16 protein-coding genes and 1 pseudogene are annotated in these 16,079 nt (G+C 36.6%); 2 read left to right on the top strand and 15 right to left on the bottom strand.

Annotated elements, in window-relative coordinates:
- Window positions 1-20: 20 nt before the first annotated feature.
- The gene (locus tag QZ276_RS01085) at window positions 21-650 is read right to left on the bottom strand and encodes a class I SAM-dependent methyltransferase (RefSeq protein ID WP_292484498.1); all 630 of its coding nucleotides are present in this window, start codon (window positions 648-650) and stop codon (window positions 21-23) included.
- Window positions 651-1,114: 464 nt separating this feature from the next.
- Here QZ276_RS01085 and QZ276_RS01080 point away from each other — a divergent pair, with 464 nt between their 5' ends.
- On the top strand, window positions 1,115-1,954 hold the full coding sequence (locus QZ276_RS01080) for a rhodanese-like domain-containing protein (protein WP_292484496.1): 840 nt from the start codon (window positions 1,115-1,117) through the stop codon (window positions 1,952-1,954).
- Between the two features lie 21 nt (window positions 1,955-1,975).
- Window positions 1,976-3,340 (top strand): rhodanese-like domain-containing protein, encoded by a 1,365-nt coding sequence (locus QZ276_RS01075; RefSeq protein ID WP_292484494.1) that lies wholly within the window; start codon window positions 1,976-1,978, stop codon window positions 3,338-3,340.
- A gap of 18 nt (window positions 3,341-3,358) precedes the next feature.
- Here the strand turns inward: QZ276_RS01075 and QZ276_RS01070 are convergent, their stop codons facing one another.
- The 14 genes and pseudogenes from QZ276_RS01070 to QZ276_RS01005 all read right to left on the bottom strand — a co-directional run.
- A complete protein-coding gene (locus QZ276_RS01070) occupies window positions 3,359-3,586 on the bottom strand; it encodes a hypothetical protein (protein WP_292484492.1) in 228 nt (75 codons plus the stop codon).
- Window positions 3,576-4,652 carry an L-threonylcarbamoyladenylate synthase gene (locus QZ276_RS01065; RefSeq protein ID WP_292484490.1) on the bottom strand — a complete coding sequence of 359 codons (1,077 nt, stop codon included), beginning with the start codon at window positions 4,650-4,652 and terminating at the stop codon, window positions 3,576-3,578. Before QZ276_RS01065 ends, QZ276_RS01070 begins: the two co-directional genes overlap by 11 nt.
- Window positions 4,653-4,693: 41 nt before the next feature.
- Complete coding sequence (gene rbcL, locus QZ276_RS01060; protein ID WP_292484489.1) at window positions 4,694-5,974, bottom strand: type III ribulose-bisphosphate carboxylase; 1,281 nt, start codon at window positions 5,972-5,974, stop codon at window positions 4,694-4,696.
- Window positions 5,975-6,345: 371 nt separating this feature from the next.
- Window positions 6,346-7,050: an MBL fold metallo-hydrolase gene (locus tag QZ276_RS01055; RefSeq protein ID WP_292484487.1), complete on the bottom strand. Its 705-nt coding sequence runs from the start codon at window positions 7,048-7,050 to the stop codon at window positions 6,346-6,348.
- A gap of 36 nt (window positions 7,051-7,086) precedes the next feature.
- The gene (locus QZ276_RS01050) at window positions 7,087-8,118 is read right to left on the bottom strand and encodes a phosphatase PAP2 family protein (RefSeq protein WP_292484485.1); all 1,032 of its coding nucleotides are present in this window, start codon (window positions 8,116-8,118) and stop codon (window positions 7,087-7,089) included.
- Between the two features lie 90 nt (window positions 8,119-8,208).
- Window positions 8,209-8,556 carry a monovalent cation/H(+) antiporter subunit G gene (mnhG, locus tag QZ276_RS01045; protein ID WP_292484483.1) on the bottom strand — a complete coding sequence of 116 codons (348 nt, stop codon included), beginning with the start codon at window positions 8,554-8,556 and terminating at the stop codon, window positions 8,209-8,211.
- On the bottom strand, window positions 8,553-8,783 hold the full coding sequence (locus tag QZ276_RS01040) for a cation:proton antiporter (RefSeq protein WP_292484481.1): 231 nt from the start codon (window positions 8,781-8,783) through the stop codon (window positions 8,553-8,555). Before QZ276_RS01040 ends, mnhG begins: the two co-directional genes overlap by 4 nt.
- A 32-nt stretch (window positions 8,784-8,815) precedes the next feature.
- Window positions 8,816-9,310, bottom strand: a complete 495-nt coding sequence (locus QZ276_RS01035; RefSeq protein ID WP_292484479.1) for a Na+/H+ antiporter subunit E — start codon at window positions 9,308-9,310, stop codon at window positions 8,816-8,818.
- The gene (locus tag QZ276_RS01030) at window positions 9,307-10,851 is read right to left on the bottom strand and encodes an NADH-quinone oxidoreductase subunit M (RefSeq protein WP_292484477.1); all 1,545 of its coding nucleotides are present in this window, start codon (window positions 10,849-10,851) and stop codon (window positions 9,307-9,309) included. Before QZ276_RS01030 ends, QZ276_RS01035 begins: the two co-directional genes overlap by 4 nt.
- Window positions 10,848-11,267: an NADH-quinone oxidoreductase subunit K gene (locus tag QZ276_RS01025; protein ID WP_292484475.1), complete on the bottom strand. Its 420-nt coding sequence runs from the start codon at window positions 11,265-11,267 to the stop codon at window positions 10,848-10,850. Before QZ276_RS01025 ends, QZ276_RS01030 begins: the two co-directional genes overlap by 4 nt.
- The gene (locus QZ276_RS01020) at window positions 11,264-11,680 is read right to left on the bottom strand and encodes a monovalent cation/H+ antiporter subunit B (RefSeq protein WP_292484473.1); all 417 of its coding nucleotides are present in this window, start codon (window positions 11,678-11,680) and stop codon (window positions 11,264-11,266) included. Before QZ276_RS01020 ends, QZ276_RS01025 begins: the two co-directional genes overlap by 4 nt.
- Window positions 11,681-14,047, bottom strand: a complete 2,367-nt coding sequence (mbhE, locus tag QZ276_RS01015; protein WP_292484471.1) for a hydrogen gas-evolving membrane-bound hydrogenase subunit E — start codon at window positions 14,045-14,047, stop codon at window positions 11,681-11,683.
- Window positions 14,048-14,236: 189 nt separating this feature from the next.
- On the bottom strand, window positions 14,237-14,791 hold the full coding sequence (gene hsp20 / locus QZ276_RS01010) for an archaeal heat shock protein Hsp20 (protein WP_292484469.1): 555 nt from the start codon (window positions 14,789-14,791) through the stop codon (window positions 14,237-14,239).
- 275 nt (window positions 14,792-15,066) lie between these two features.
- A pseudogene (locus QZ276_RS01005) lies at window positions 15,067-16,079 on the bottom strand (RNA-guided endonuclease InsQ/TnpB family protein); the annotation flags it as partial.

The following is a 16,079-nucleotide window of genomic DNA, read 5'->3' as shown; positions in this document are numbered from 1 at the left end:
TAAATCTATTCCAATTTGTATTATTGTTTTTTTGCAATTATAGTTATCCAATTGTTTTCAGGCTTGGTATATGTTTCTACAGATGTAAAACCTGTTTTTACAAGTATCTCCTTGTGTTCTTTTGGAGTATGATAATGCATATCCAATTTATTGACATATTCCATATTACGCTCATCAAAATTTCCGTTTTTATAAACTTCATTAACTATAAGGAGAACACCTCCAGTTTTCAGAACTCGATAAATTTCCTTTAAATCATTTTCCAGATCAGGCCAGAAATAATATGTTTCAAATGCTGTTACAAGGTCAAAAGTGTTATCATGATAAGGTATGGATGATACTGTACCATATTTTATTTCAACACGGTTATTTTTCACAAGTTCATTATTAACTTCCTGTGCCATACTGACCATTTCTTCAGAATAATCAATACCATGTACTTCACCATAAGGACAAAGGTCAGCCAGTACCTGTATAGCTTTTCCTCCTCCACATCCCACATCAAGTACAAAATAATCAGGGTTGATAGATATATGTTCAAGTCCCCATTTCCAGAGGTCAAAATGGCGTTCATTCATCTCTCTGGCAACCTCTCTACCTTCATAACCCAAGGGTTTCTTGCAGTGTTTTAATTTGTCTATATCTGCCATCTTGAACTCACCTTATTACACATAAAAATCAGTTTTTACAGATTATATACTGACAACAAATCCACATTAGTATAAAAAACAAATGACCCATATTGTGATAGCTTTTACCAAACATCAAACTTGAACTGGTTTTTTATACCATTTTTTAGAATTGAATTTATGTTTCCAGTATTTTATTTTTTGACATCATTATTTAGCATGTATTCAGCTATTTGAATACATCCAATTAACTTTTTTATTTAAAAAAGGAAACTGAAGAACAGTATTAATTATCTGGTGAATATCGGATTAGCTACGTTAAATATATGTGTCAGACTTTTATATAATTATCTAATATATCCAAGTTTTTAAAACACAAAAAATATGAGTTATAAAACTGTCATTTTAATGGGAGTTTATAGGGAATTGCGGAGATAAAAATCCAATTATGGATAACATGATTTTTGCTGTCAGAAGGTAAAACTATGAGTATAAGCTGCAGTACAGAGGATGTAACAAAGATATCACCTGAAAAATTGAAACAGATACTTGATAATGACAGAGAAGGGAACAATATACTGGTTGATGTAAGACAGCCTGAAGAATATGAACAGAGCCATATTCCGGGGTCGAAACTCATTCCACTTGATGAGCTGGATGCAAGATATGATGAACTCGATAAAAATAAAAACATCATTACCTATTGTCGTGCCGGTCGTAGGAGTCTGGGAGCTGCTACATATCTATGTAACCTTGGTTTTCAAAACGTCTATACAATGGATGGCGGAATTATTGAATGGAATTATAAAACTCTATCAGGGTATCCTGAAGAAAAACCAGAGTTTATAACCGGTAACGAACAAATTAAAGATATACTACTTACAGCTCTCAAACTGGAAAAAGGAGCACAGGATTTCTATTCAAGAGCCAAAAATAATGAGATGTCCAGCAACATTAGGCAAACACTGGATAAACTTTCACAGTTTGAAAACGCACACATAAACAGATTGTATAGGTGGTATGCAAATACTGTTGAAGAAGAGGATATTCCAGAATTGGAAGTTTTAAAAAAAGAACTTGATTTTGAGTACATGGAAGGTGGAATAAAATTAAGTAAAGAACTGTTAAAAAGTGATGAGAAATTCAAAGATGAGATTGATGTATTGGAAACTGCTATTGAAAAAGAGTATCTCTCATTTGATTTCTACAAAAGAATGGCTGAAATCATGAGTGATAAAAATACAAGGAAATTGCTCCATGAACTGGCATCTGAAGAAAAAAACCATATCACATACCTTACAAACAACCTCAAACAAATCATCTAATTCCACTCAAGGGGAGTGTAAATGTATTTCAAGAAAATAAAATCAGAAGGATTGGCGCATCTTTCCTATTTTATAGGTTCAGAGAATGAAGCAATTGTTATAGACCCCAGAAGAGATTGTCGGATATATACCGATATTGCGTTTGAACAGGATATGAATATCAAGTATATTTTTGAGACTCATAGGAATGAAGATTATGTTATCGGTTCTGTTGAACTGGCAAACCTAACTGGGGCAGAAACCTATCACGGCAAATATCTGGATTTTAAATACGGAAATGCTGTAGAAGATGGGAGTGAATTTTATTTTGGGTCACTTAAACTAACCGCCATCCATACACCAGGGCATACCGATGAAAGCGTGTCATATCTTTTATCTGATACTTATACCGGAAAAGAAAATATAATGGTCTTTACTGGCGATACCTTATTCGTGGGAGATACCGGAAGAACCGACCTATATGGACCTGATGATGCTCCTCGGTTAGCGGATAACATGTATGAAAGTATTTTTGAAAAGATTGTTCCACTTGGCGACCATGTAATCCTCTGTCCTGCTCACGGGTCTGGATCTGTATGTGGTGGGTTTATCAGTGAAAGGGAAGAAAGCACTGTTGGCATAGAAAGGTTACAGAATTCTTCTCTGCAGGTGAAAAACAGGGATGAATTTGTGAAATTAAAGACATCTGAAAAGCATTTTATTCCACCGTATTTTAAAAAAATGGAAGAATACAACCTCAAAGGAGCACCACTTTTGGATTCAAAATATCCTCCTTCCCTTCCACCTCAGGAATTTAGAAAACAACTAAATAACGGTGCTCTGATACTGGACACCAGAGAACCCGTGTCTTTTGCCGGATGCCATATAAAGGATTCGTATAATATCTGGCTTGATGGAGTTCCCGTTTATGCAGGATGGGTATTGTCGTATAAAAAACCTATATTACTGGTTATGGAAGAAAAAAAACACCTTGACACTATTTTGCGCTATCTTTTGAGACTGGGATTTGATAACATCGCTGGTTATCTAAGAGGTGGAATAGAATCATGGTACAATGAAAGTTTTAAAATTGAAAAATCAGGGTTAATGGAGGTCCACAAACTTAGAGAAGAGATTAAAAACAACAATCTAAATGTGCTTGATGTAAGGCGTAATGATGAATGGAATAACGGACATATAAAAAATGCCGTTCACATATATGTCGGAGAACTTGAAAACCGAATTGATGAAGTGCCTGATGGCAAACCTATTGCTGTAATATGTAATGTAGGCCGCAGAGCCAGCCTGGCAACAAGTATTCTTAAAAAGAATGGATTTGATAATGTCTACAACGTGGTTGGAAGTATGACTGCATGGAACAATGCAGGTTATGAAACAGAAAAATAAAAAATGAATATTGTTTTTTTATTTTCTGGCTTCTCTCCTTGCTATAAAAGTAGTCCCAGCAGTATATAAAAATATTATAAATCCAAGCCATATAAAATGTTCAGCCATGTTTCTGTAATCCAGTAACATAAGGATTAAACCGATGCTTATTACACCTATATTTATCAGATTTATTTTTTTGTTCCTTCTTATAATTTCTGAACTTTTTTGTTTTTTAACCATTTGCTCCTTTTTTTCAGGTTTCAATGTACTCACCTTCTTCCAGAACTATTATCTCGTTAGCCGCTTTCTGTAATCTATTGATTACCGCTGACCCTATACCTTCATGTTTTATTGACCCGTCTACAATAATCACATCCAGATTTAGGTTATCCAGTGTTCTCAATCCTTTAAACAAATTATTTGCAACTTTTTTTATATTATCTCTGTTTCCAAGCAGAAATATATTAACATTTTTATCAGTAATTTGGTCAGCAGTTTCATTGGTCACCAGTAGCCCAACATATAAACCATTTTTATGATAATCAGATATAACCTGATTGATTTTATCTGATACCCTGTAGAAACCCTCGACCAGAACAACTTTTGAGGATGGTGAATAATGGATATATTTCATACCCGGTGATTTTACTTTTTTATCTGTCAGTTTTTCACTATTGTAGCCGGTTTCTATATCAGGTATATATTTCTTTAAATCTTCAACACCAATACCACCCGGTCGAAGCAGGATTGGTTTATTAGATGTCATATCCACCACTGTGGATTCAACTCCAATATCTACTGCTCCGCCATCGACAATTGCATCGATTTTACCGTATAAATCAGATATCACATGTTCTGCAGTTGTAGGGCTCGGTTTTCCAGAAATATTGGCACTCGGTGCAGCAATAGGGACACCTGCTTTTTTTATCAGTTCTATAGCTGTTGCATTATCAGGCATACGTATTGCTACAGTATTCAGCCCTCCAGTTGTAACATCTGGAACAAAGTTTTTCCGTTTCAGGATTAATGTCAGAGGTCCTGGCCAAAAAGCATCCATCAGTAAAAAAGTATTATCAGGTATGTCCTCTGAAATATCCCTGACCTGTTCTTTAGATGCTATATGGACAATTAGAGGATTATCCGGAGGTCGACCCTTTGCACTAAATATTTTATGCACTGAAATAGAATCCAGTGCATTGGCACCGAGACCATAAACTGTTTCAGTGGGAAAAGCGACTGTTCCTCTGTTTTTGAGGATTTCAGCCGCTTTGGAAATGGATTCACTGAAATTACTGCTGTTTATTCTTAATATTTCTGTTTTTCTAACCATATGATTACAGAACTTATATTATACTATTATTTTAAACTATTTTATCCCCATTTTTCAAGAGCGGATTGCAGTTCTTTATGATTGCTGGCATATTCTTCCAGTGTAAAATTTTCAAGAGCCGCTTCTACTGATTGTCGGCAGGCTGTCGCTCCCGCTTCAGTACCCATTGGATGAGCATGGATACCTGCCCCAAACTGCATGATTACATCTTTGCCAAACATATTATACAGGTCAGGAACCATTCCCGGTTCAAGACCACCTGATGCTACCGGCATCATTGGTTTTATATTACCCCAATCCTGTTCCAGTATGTGGAGCTGGTCATTTGTAGGTATATAATCAAGTACACACTCATCTCTTAAAGACAGTACTTCATCCTTATCTCCATGCATTTTACCAACCACTGTACCGATATGCAGTTGGTCATGTCCAATAAGGCGTGTGAGCTTTGCAAGTGCAACCATATTCACTCCATGTCTGGGGTTTCTTGTCATTACAGAATGCATACATCGATGGGCATGGATGGCAAGATCCATATCTTCGGTTGCTTCTCGAAGAGACTGCAGGGCAGTCCATCCTGCTGTAATTATATCAATCATGACATATTTACCACCAAGGTCGTTGATAACCTCTGCTCTTCGAAGCATTTCTTCACATGTGGGAGCGGTTATATTGCAAAGATACATTTTTCGCTCCTCTGTTTCCTTTTCTGCTTTTTCTTTAGCATCCAGTGTTATTTCCGCCCTTTTATCAAAAGCATTGAATTTCTGGTTTGTAAGATTCTCATCATCCTTTACAACATCACATCCGCCTACAAAGGATTTATAGGCTACATCTGCATGTTTTTCAGAGGATAATCCTACTTTTGGTTTTACAATTGTTCCAATAAGCGGTCTGTCATAAACACCGAACAAATCACGTAATCCATCAAGCCCGTATTTGGGACCCCTGAAACTGTTAAGAACATCTTTTGGAAATTCTATATCCTCAAGACGCAGGTTTTTCACAAGTTTCATACTCATTATGTTGCCGGCAATGGCACTGAGAATCTGGGGAACTGAATCGATTTCAAAAAGGTCCTGCTTGTACGCTACCTTTACAGTTCCCCTTTCTTTATCAATAAAAAAAACATGAGGTTTTAATTCCTGTGCTCTTTCAGGACTTAACGTGGATATATCACTCCATGTATCTATTGAACTTTCGCCAGCCATGTGGTTACATGCCTTTTCAAAACTTACACCATCCGCTGGTTCCATATAATATTCACAAACCAGCTCATCGAGTTTTGGTTTGTACCCAGTTTCTATATAATCTTCCCGCATAATATACAACCATTTTATAGCTTCATTTACAGATAATTGGATAAGCCCACAATCTTAATACACCATGGATATTAAAGTTTAAATTCAAAAATATATGCCTATTGTATCGATAAATCTGATATCAAATAATGTATCCAATACACCTAACTTAAAGAAGGGTTCTACTGTACAAGTTAAAGGTGTTATAGCCATTAAATCAAACAAAACCCATTGCAGTAACAGCCGTGTAAATTATAATCAAAATAAACGCCAGTACAGCTCCATATAAAGCGATTTCCAGCACATTACCAATATAATCAATAATCTTGTCCAACATGGTACAAAAAATAAAAATTAAGACAATATAAAAGTTCCGATATTTAATTTAAAGATTAATACCTATAATGATGTTTACTTATTTTACAAAAGCATTCATGGAACTCTTCTAATAGCACCGGTTTGCCATGTCCCGGATAAAATGTTTCGCATCCTGTACACAGGAGTTTGTCCCATGTTTTTATCAGTGTTTTTTCATCATCAACAAATAGAGGATAGAAACAATTTTTAAATATATTAAAAAGTGTATCTCCAACAATTGCGTATATATTATTTACAATAACACATATCGAACCTGATGTATGCCCCGGTGCAGTAAGTATTTTTACTTCTCCTCCCGTTAAAAGCTCACAATTTCCACCCACAAGGATGTCCGGTGTCACTGGGTTATACCGTATTCTGCTGGATGAAAAGCTGTTCGCCATCCATGATATTACATTTGAAAATGGTGACGTCCCTTTAGGTATCGGCATATATCCTTCTTTTAAGAACTCAGATTCATTTACATGTGCAAGAATTCTTGCAAAGCTTCTCTTTTTTATCTCACCAAGATTACCCACATGGTCATAATGTGAATGTGTTATAATAATAAAGTCGATATCCTGAAAGTCAAGCCCATTGTTAAAAAGAGTTGTTTCTAGATTATGAATATGACCATGAACACCGGCATCAACAAGAAACGTTATATCAGCCCCAATAACTAAATAGGCGTTTGAATTACCCATCCTGACAGGTATTATACTAAATTCTCTGGATTTCATTATTATCCACTATATACAATTATTTTTCTAAAAGTTTTATAGCCGGGATTTTGTATTGAATTTTGCTTTTACCTGTTGTTCCAATAGATGGGTAAGCAGATGATATTCCTGGATTGTATCACAATGAGGACACTGGACAGAACCTACAGAACTGGATGTTGACGGGTTGACAGTGATTTCACATAAACAGTTTATACACAAAACTGTAATTGATTTATCCACCATACCAATCCTGTTTTTAATAAATAACATTATCCCTGCAGACAATTTAGTTATGGTTTCACGGTATTTGGTAGTAATAAAGTAAGCAGCAAGCGCAAGTACAATACCTGTAAACATATCCGTTATCCAGTGTATTCCAAGATATAATATAGTAAACAATATCGAGGTAGTAATTCCTATGGAAAACATCTTAAAACGTATAAAATTTGTTCTAAATACCACAATTAGCATTGCTGTTATAGACAATGCTGTATGCAAACTGGGCAGACAGTTATCAAGCCCAGGGTCACTGAGTTTAATACCCTCAACTATTATGGGACTTAAGTTATACAAAAGAGGGTCTACACTATGAAGTGTATATCCTGTTACTTCTACTGGAAAAAACACGAAAAAAGGATATGCTATTATATAAACAAGAACGAAGGCGATTGTATATTCTTGAAGAGCCTTGAATTTACGGGTATAAACCAGTATAAAAAAAGTAAATACCAGTAGAAAGGGAAATCCGAACAAATAGATTACACTATTAACATAGGTCAGCAAAGGTGTAGTAATATTTTGAAAATAGCTAACTATGTTACCTTCTATCATTATCAGATATTCGGCGTAATTAAGATAGGAACCCATACCAAACATATTGGCAATTGCATCCTGTATATCAACCAGCAAGTATATAAAGCCTAACGGAAAGATATACATGAGAGTAGCTATAAGAAGTTCATGCATCCTCGAGCTTACATGCGACCCTCTGAAATTATCTGGAACAAAAACATAATAACCAGCCCATATCATCAATGTCAGCAGAGGAAGCATTACCATACTCAAAATATACTGGGTCTCCAGCATACCAACTGTCACCTTACTACAATCTATAACCTGTATCAGGAAAAAGTATTAAAAATTGTTACTTATAACTTTCGATTATCGATATAATTTTTATTTATCGTAGGAATCACAATATTCATCAATAATAGATTCATCACAAAGATCTACGCCATGCCTGTGAGCTGCACGGGCTATCATGTGTGCTGCAACTGGTGCGGTTAACAACAGGAACAAACCAATAGTTATCGCCTTAAGGCCCATGGCACTGAATCCAACCTTTAGCAATATACTCAACATAACACCAAAAGCACCAAGTGTACCTATTTTTGTAGTAGTGTGTAGCCGGTTATAGACATCAGGTAAACGTATAAGTCCAAGCATACCGAGAAATACAAAAAACAAACCGACAATGAGGAATATATTACTTAAAATGTCAAGAACAAAACCGATTCCTATCAAAATACCACCCCTTCATCAAGATATTTGGATATTGTCACAGTGCCCACAAAAGCAATTATTGACAGTACAAGTGCTACATCCATAAAAAACACCGATTCCTGTATAAAGGAATAAACACCCAGTGTAGCTACTATAACCAGTGTCATTGCATCAAGTGCCACTACTCGGTCGGGTATAGTAGGTCCTTTTATAATTCTATAAACACAGGGTATTATCGAAAATACCAAAAATGTCAGTACAAAATCAAATAGTATCGTATTTATTCTAATGCCTCCAGTACATATTCTTCCAAATCATCTCTTATGGATGCACGTATTTCTTCTCGGTCATGTATATCAATCAAGTGTACATACAATACCGATTTATCATCCGCCACATCAATTGTAAGCGTTCCCGGTGTCAGGGAAATAGTATTTGCGATTGCAGTAATTCCAACATCGGTTTTTGCTCTTATTGGTACTGTTATAATCCCGGGATTTATATTGATTCTTGGCCGGAGAACTATTTTTGCCACCATGATATTGGCTTTGGTTATTTCAATAGCAAGTACTGCCAAATATCTCAATTGTTTGGGGATTCGTCGAATATCATTTCTAATACTTACCTCTGCTTCAAAATTATAAAGGGATTTAAAGGGTTTTATAACAACAGGGCTCATAACCAGTCCGAACGTAAAATTCACTATACTTATATCTCCGTTTACAAAACACCATAAAATCGCAAGAGGAATGGAATAAACAATATATTGCTTCATCGTATTTCCCTCATCAAAACTGCATCAATATATGCCTGTGGGTCTATTATCTGACTGGCGGTTGATTGTGCGATTGATAAAAGGGGTTCTGCATATACCCCGAATACAACTACTACAACTGACAAGACCAGTATAGGTACTGACATCTTCCATGATAATCCGTGAGAATGATATTCATCATATTTTTCACTTCTCACCTCTCCCCAGAAAATTCTCTGCCATGCTCTTATCATATAAAATACTGTAAATACTGCAAATACCAGTGCGATTAGTATCGGAATATAATACTTACTGGTTATACCAGAATCAAACAGTACAAATTTGGCAATAAATCCACCCATTGGAGGAATTCCTGCAACCGACATTGCCCCTATTAGAAACATTCCACTTAAAAACGGTGCACTATTCACCATTCCTCCCATTTTTCTCATATCCCTTGTACCAGCTTCATGGATAATGCTCCCGGAAGCCATAAAAAGCATTGATTTTGCAACTGCATGGTTTACAAGATACACCAAAGAAGCTGCTATTGTAGTTACAGTTCCCATACCAATCCCAAGGAATACATATCCAATTTGACTGATACTGGAATAAGCAAGCAAACGTTTGATATCATTCTGACCTACAGCAGAGATTGATCCAAGAATTATCGTAACAAGCGCCAAGAAAATGATTATCGGCTGGAACATATAAAGCGTTCCGTCAAATATCAGGAAAAATATCCGGAGTACTCCATAAGCACCAACTTTTATAAGCACACCACTAAGCATTGCACTTATGGGCGAAGGTGCCGAGGGGTGTACATCTGGAAGCCAGTAATGTAGAGGGAATATAGCCGCTTTATTACCAAATACAACTATAAAAAGCAAAGCTGCAGGAAATATATGCCATGGAAGATTACCGGTTTCACTCATTACATTTATTTTTGCAGCCATATCTGCCATGTTCAGTGTACCCACTGTTGCATACAATGAAGCTATGGCTACTAACATGATGAATGAACTGATCATATTCAAAACAAGGTATTTGAAAGTCGCTTCCATTTTGTGGTCACTTTTGGTAAATCCTCCTTTACCATATGCTACAACAAGACCACAGGACGAGAGGAGAAGTATTTCAAAGAACACAAAAAGATTGAATATATCTCCTGTAAGGAAAGTCCCGTTAATACCTGCAACAAGTAAATTAAAGAGTGAATGATAGGTTGAACCCAGCGACTCTTCTTCCATATAATCCATTGAATATAACAAAGCCAGGAATGATATACCACTGCTTAAAAGCACCATACCAGCACTTAAAAGGTCGGCCACAAGTACTATACCATATTTACCCCATTCACCAATTTCGTATACAACTATACCGTTGTTTAACACATTAATTAAAAGCAGAATACTTAAAATAAGCAACCCAAATGATACTGTCAGATTAATTACTTTTTGTACAGATGGTGCTGATCGCAGAAACATCATGAGCGCTGAAAACAGTATCGGTATTGCCACCATCAAAATTGGTAGATGGTCTGTAATTGCCGCTATATTCATCCCCATAACCTCTTGAGTTCATTTATATCAGTGGTACCGTATTCTTCATAGATTCGATAAGCAAGTATTAATATAAATGCAGTTATTGAAAAACCAATAACAATAGCTGTTAACACAAGTGCCTGTACCAGTGGGTCTACATACGCAACCTCTTCTGTATTTGCAACAACTGGTGCCAGTACACCATTATCCAATACATCGTTAAAAATAATGTTTGATGAACTATCAGACACATGTCCATTTATTATAGGTGCATTATCTCCATTAAACACTCCAGAGGATACAATAAGAACGTTAACTGCATGAGAGATTATACTAAGACCAATTATTACTTTTATGACATCCTTTCTTAAGATTAAAAAAGTTCCCAAACCAAAAAGTATAGCAATGGTGAGTGAAAGAAAAACGTTATTCATTTATCATCACCTACTTTTCTGAAAATATACAGCAATGACCCGATTACAACAAAATATACACCTATATCAAACAGTGTGGATGATACAAGCTCGATTTCACCAATAAAAGGAAGATGTATAAACTTTATAGAACTCCTGAAAAAGTTATAACCAAAAAATATTGCTCCAAAAGCTGTTAATACCGAAAGCAGCAAACCAAATCCAAACCATTTTCCCCAATCTGGATTTAAAACGGATTTGATATAATCAAGGCCAAAAACAACATAAAGCAGAGATAGAGATGCTGCAAACATAACGCCCCCGATGAAACCTCCACCTGGACTGTTATGTCCTGCAATAAGGAGAGATATCGAGAATAATATAATCAAGGGTACACTGGCTTTAGATATGGTTTTAGTGATCAGTGTTGTCATTCATCTTTCACCTCTGCTATGAATCAAATTATAAACACCAAGTGCTGCCAGGCAAAGTACCGATATTTCACCCAGTGTATCATAACCCCTGAAATCAACCAGTATCACGTTAACCAAATTGTGTCCTCCGGTAAGTGAAACGCTTTTTTCAATGAAATAATGTGACAGTGATTCAAATGGAGGCACTATTCCCTGTGTAGCATTTATCAGTACAATAAACACCCCTACTGATACTAATCCTGAAATAAAAACGTCTCTTGTCAGGTTTGCTTTAGAAAGCTTTTCCCTGAATGTTTGCGGTATCCTTACAATCACAAGCAGGAATATAATAGTAGTCAATGTTTCTACAAGTATCTGGGTTAATGCCAAGTCTGGTGCCTTTAGATAGATAAATAGAAGGCTTACCATATAACCCAGAGAAGATAGTGCTATTATTGCAGGGATATATTTTGGCAAAACCGTCGCTGCAATTGCCGCAACCACCATTAACAACATCAGCAATGCTTCATAAGGATTTATATCAAAACTCAGGGTCTGAGGTATCAAGTCTCCTGAGAGAGCTATCATAGGAATCATAATCAGGACTATCGTTAAAATTAAAAGCGCATTGATGTATGTTTTGACAAAACCCGGTTGTACAAATGAGGATACCCTGTAAGCATTCGTCCTTGCATTATTTACTATCGCATCATAGTAATAATTGACACTTATCCAAGGATACGATGCATTTAACCTATCTTGCCATGATGCAAGTGAATCGTATTTTGTGTATATAAGCAAACCGAGTACAAAAGTGATTATTGTCATCATAAAAGCAGGAGTAAATCCATGCCAGTGGGTTACATGTAGATGCACTGTTTCAAGGAGTATTCCCGAGGTTACTGGTTCTATTATATTATGCACCGGTATTGAAGGAACCAGTCCGAACAAGATAACAAGAACTGAAAGCAAACCCGCCGGTATCAACATCACATAGGGTGCTTCATGGATATGATGAGGAAGGAATTCATCCTTACGTTTTCCAAGAAATATCCCATCTATCAGTTTTATAGAATAGGCAAATGTCAACACCCCACCTATAACCGCAATTGCAGGAACGATTATACCGAAAGGGAATCCAAGTGCTGCACCCATTTCTACAGAAGATTCATAAAACATTTCCTTGCTCAAAAACCCATTCAATGGAGGAATACCCGCCATTGCCAGTGCTCCGATAGAAGCAACAATAAAGGTTAACGGCATTTCATGTCTTAAACCTCCCAGTTTTCGGATGTCTCTTGTTGCAGCCTCATGTGCTACTATACCTGCTACAAGAAACAGGCAGGCTTTAAATGTAGCATGATTTAACAGATGAAATGTCGCTGCAGCTACTCCTATACCAGGTTCATGATAGGTCGTATAACCATACATGGTTACAAGGTAAGCGAGCTGGCTAATGGTAGAAAATGCAAGTATCCCTTTAATGTCGTTTTGTCGAAATGCCAGAAAACCTGCAAGCACCATAGTAGCCATACCAGTACCTGAAACCAGTATAAACCATGCTTCAGTTCCAGAAAATATCGGATGGATACGAGCAATGAGGAATACACCCGCCTTAACCATTGTAGCCGAGTGAAGAAAAGCACTTACTGGCGTAGGTGCTTCCATAGCGTTTGGCAGCCAGATATAAAAAGGACCCTGTGCCGATTTGGCAGCAGCTCCTATAAATATAAAAATTAGAGTCACAAGGAATAAATCATGGTTTTTTATGTTTTCTATCATTGATGAATCATGAAGAATAGTTGGGATGTCAAAAGTACCGGTGATTGAATGTAGTATTAAAAAACCGATAAACATCACAAGTCCACCGGCAGCAGTAATAACCAGTGACTTTGTTGCACCATATATAGATAGAGGCCTGTGCCTCCAGTATCCTATCAACAAAAAAGATGTGATACTTGTAAGTTCCCAGAAAATAAAAAGCTGGATGGTATTGGCAGAAAAAACCATTCCTATCATGGAACCCATAAACAAAAGAAGGTATTGATAGTATCTTGAAAGGTCTTCTTTATGGGACATATACCCATTGGAATATGACATTATGATTATGCCTATTCCTGATGCTATCAATCCAATCAAAAGACTTAATCCATCTATATAGACACTGAATTCTACTCCTACAGAAGGCAGCCAGGAAACCGCGCCTGTGAATGTATCACCATGAATTACAACAGGAGCTACATATGCAATCAGCAAAAAGCTTACAAACGCCATTGCTGATGCGAACCATCCCACCCTATGTCTCAGGATTTTTTGTGCTAAAGGGACTGTTGCTGCAGATAAAAAGGGCAAAAAGATTGCAAGCGCGATTACCGTAAATGAATTCATGCACATCCAGATACATTTTCAAATATATAACTGTTTTTAATTAAGAATTAATATATAGATATACACGATAATTCTATCATTAAAAAGTTAAAAAATAGCTAAAAATAGGTTTATTTAAAAAGAAATATCAATAATATATTTATCTAAAAGATAGGTGGGCTATAGATAACTACGCCCACTGTATATTAATCAGTTAATATCAATAGATACTTTCTGATCGGTGTCTGTTTTATCAAATATAATCTCAAGGACACCATTTTTGAATGTAGCACTGGCACTATTTGGATCAACCTTTACAGGAAATTCAACTGTTTCTGAATAATTGGATTCACCTTTTGTTGCTGTAATTTCAACTGTCCATTCAGTTGAGTGAAGGTTAATGTCCTCTTTTTCAACCCCTGGCATTTCCGCAACCACGTATACATGGTCATCAGATTCCATGACATCAATAAGTGGTTTTCTTTCATCAATGCTTACCGGTTTTACATCAGTGGTTTCATTTTCATATTCAGTGTAATCTTCATTAAAATCTTCAGTAGAGAAATTACCAAAACTGCGGATTTCCGGGTCTTCACCTGGTTTTCGAGTGATAGAAAATCCATAGACATATGGCTGTTCTGATGGGTCATCCATATTTACACCCAGTTTATCAATCATATGCTCGATCATATCTTCTATGTTTTCAAATGATTCTGACCCAAAGAACTCTTCAAACCAATTTCGCCTTCGTCTTTTATCTGTCATAGAGTAACACTCATGTGGTTTAGTTCTATAATATACAAAGTAATTGTATTATAGTCGATATTAATTCTTTGGTTTATACAAAACCTATATTATAATTCTAAGATTTTACTCCTTTATATAATATTCCCCTTACAAAAACATTCAGATTTTAATATAACAGTTATCTGAACCTTTGAAAACAATAATATTCGTTATTATATCAAATTTATCCCTGTAAATGACTCATTTAACGTCAGCTACTAACCGCTGAAGCTGTTAGCTTGTCCTTCCATCTCTTAACTAATAGAAGCTAAGCGGAGGACATTAGGAAGTCTGACAGCTCCCCTGTGTGCAATGTTCTTCGAAGCATTGTAGTCGGCGTTGTCTTGATGACCGCAGCTTTTACACCTGAAGTTAGCCTGTTTCTGACGGTTGTTCTTGTTGATATATCCGCACTCAGAACATTGTTGAGATGTATACATCGGATTGATGATGACTACAGGCACTCCTTCAAGTTTAGCTTTGTATAAGATGAACTCGGTCAGTTCAGAGAACGCCCATTTACCCAACCTATCTCTCTGCGCTTTAGTAACCGTGGCTTCCGGACGAAAACCGTTGAGGTTCTCAAGTGCTATAGCCCGGGACGTGTCTTTAGCGCGTTTGACCAGCTGTTTGGCAACCCGGTGGTTCAGGTCGCGTTTGAACCGGCGTTCTTTCCTGGATAATTTCTTGAGGTGCTTCTTGGCTAACCACGTGCCTTTGGATTGTAATCTCGACTTCAGACTGGTGTATCGTTCTCTAACCTTATCAGCTTTTGAATCTTTATAGACTTCTCCATCAGAGGTGGTTGTTATATTAACTACATCAAGATCTACACCCAGAACATCATCGTTGTACCTGACTTCGTTTTCAGCTACTTCCATCACAAGCATCAGGTAAAAATTATTATCTTCGTAAATCAGGTCTGCCTGACCTCGGATTTTACTTATGTCAAAAGGTCTGTAATCACCGTAAGATATACTGGTTTTTTCACGACCATCCAGAGTAAGTATGGACACAGTATCATTTCCTTGAACGACAGTACCCTCTGGTCGTAGACCACTGCACCTCTTCTATCGAATTTGTGTATGGTTTTTCTGTCGTTGCTGTAGCTTTCAGCTACTTTAGCGATTGCCCTGACAGTCAATTGGGCAGACAGACCAAATTCCTGCCTGATGTCATAATAAGTCAATTTCTGAATCCCGGTTTTACCAAATTTCTTGTTGTGCCATGCAGCTTCAGAAGCATAGTTGCAGGCCTCGTTGAACTT

Source organism: Methanohalobium sp., assembly GCF_018609725.1.
In the GTDB taxonomy this organism is placed as follows: Archaea; Halobacteriota; Methanosarcinia; order Methanosarcinales; family Methanosarcinaceae; genus Methanohalobium.
This window is presented reverse-complemented; position numbering and strand designations above follow the sequence as displayed.

Excerpts from the sequence above, each read along its gene's own strand:
- mbhE (WP_292484471.1), bottom strand. The coding sequence starts at position 14,047 with ATGAATTCATTTACGGTAATCGCGCTTGCAATCTTTTTGCCCTTTTTA.
- QZ276_RS01085 (WP_292484498.1), bottom strand. The coding sequence starts at position 650 with ATGGCAGATATAGACAAATTAAAACACTGCAAGAAACCCTTGGGTTAT.
- QZ276_RS01055 (WP_292484487.1), bottom strand. The coding sequence starts at position 7,050 with ATGAAATCCAGAGAATTTAGTATAATACCTGTCAGGATGGGTAATTCA.
- rbcL (WP_292484489.1), bottom strand. The coding sequence starts at position 5,974 with ATGCGGGAAGATTATATAGAAACTGGGTACAAACCAAAACTCGATGAG.
- QZ276_RS01020 (WP_292484473.1), bottom strand. The coding sequence starts at position 11,680 with ATGACAACACTGATCACTAAAACCATATCTAAAGCCAGTGTACCCTTG.
- QZ276_RS01080 (WP_292484496.1), top strand. The coding sequence starts at position 1,115 with ATGAGTATAAGCTGCAGTACAGAGGATGTAACAAAGATATCACCTGAA.
- hsp20 (WP_292484469.1), bottom strand. The coding sequence starts at position 14,791 with ATGACAGATAAAAGACGAAGGCGAAATTGGTTTGAAGAGTTCTTTGGG.
- QZ276_RS01035 (WP_292484479.1), bottom strand. The coding sequence starts at position 9,310 with ATGAAGCAATATATTGTTTATTCCATTCCTCTTGCGATTTTATGGTGT.
- QZ276_RS01025 (WP_292484475.1), bottom strand. The coding sequence starts at position 11,267 with ATGAATAACGTTTTTCTTTCACTCACCATTGCTATACTTTTTGGTTTG.
- QZ276_RS01075 (WP_292484494.1), top strand. The coding sequence starts at position 1,976 with ATGTATTTCAAGAAAATAAAATCAGAAGGATTGGCGCATCTTTCCTAT.
- QZ276_RS01030 (WP_292484477.1), bottom strand. The coding sequence starts at position 10,851 with ATGAATATAGCGGCAATTACAGACCATCTACCAATTTTGATGGTGGCA.
- QZ276_RS01065 (WP_292484490.1), bottom strand. The coding sequence starts at position 4,652 with ATGGTTAGAAAAACAGAAATATTAAGAATAAACAGCAGTAATTTCAGT.
- QZ276_RS01050 (WP_292484485.1), bottom strand. The coding sequence starts at position 8,118 with ATGCTGGAGACCCAGTATATTTTGAGTATGGTAATGCTTCCTCTGCTG.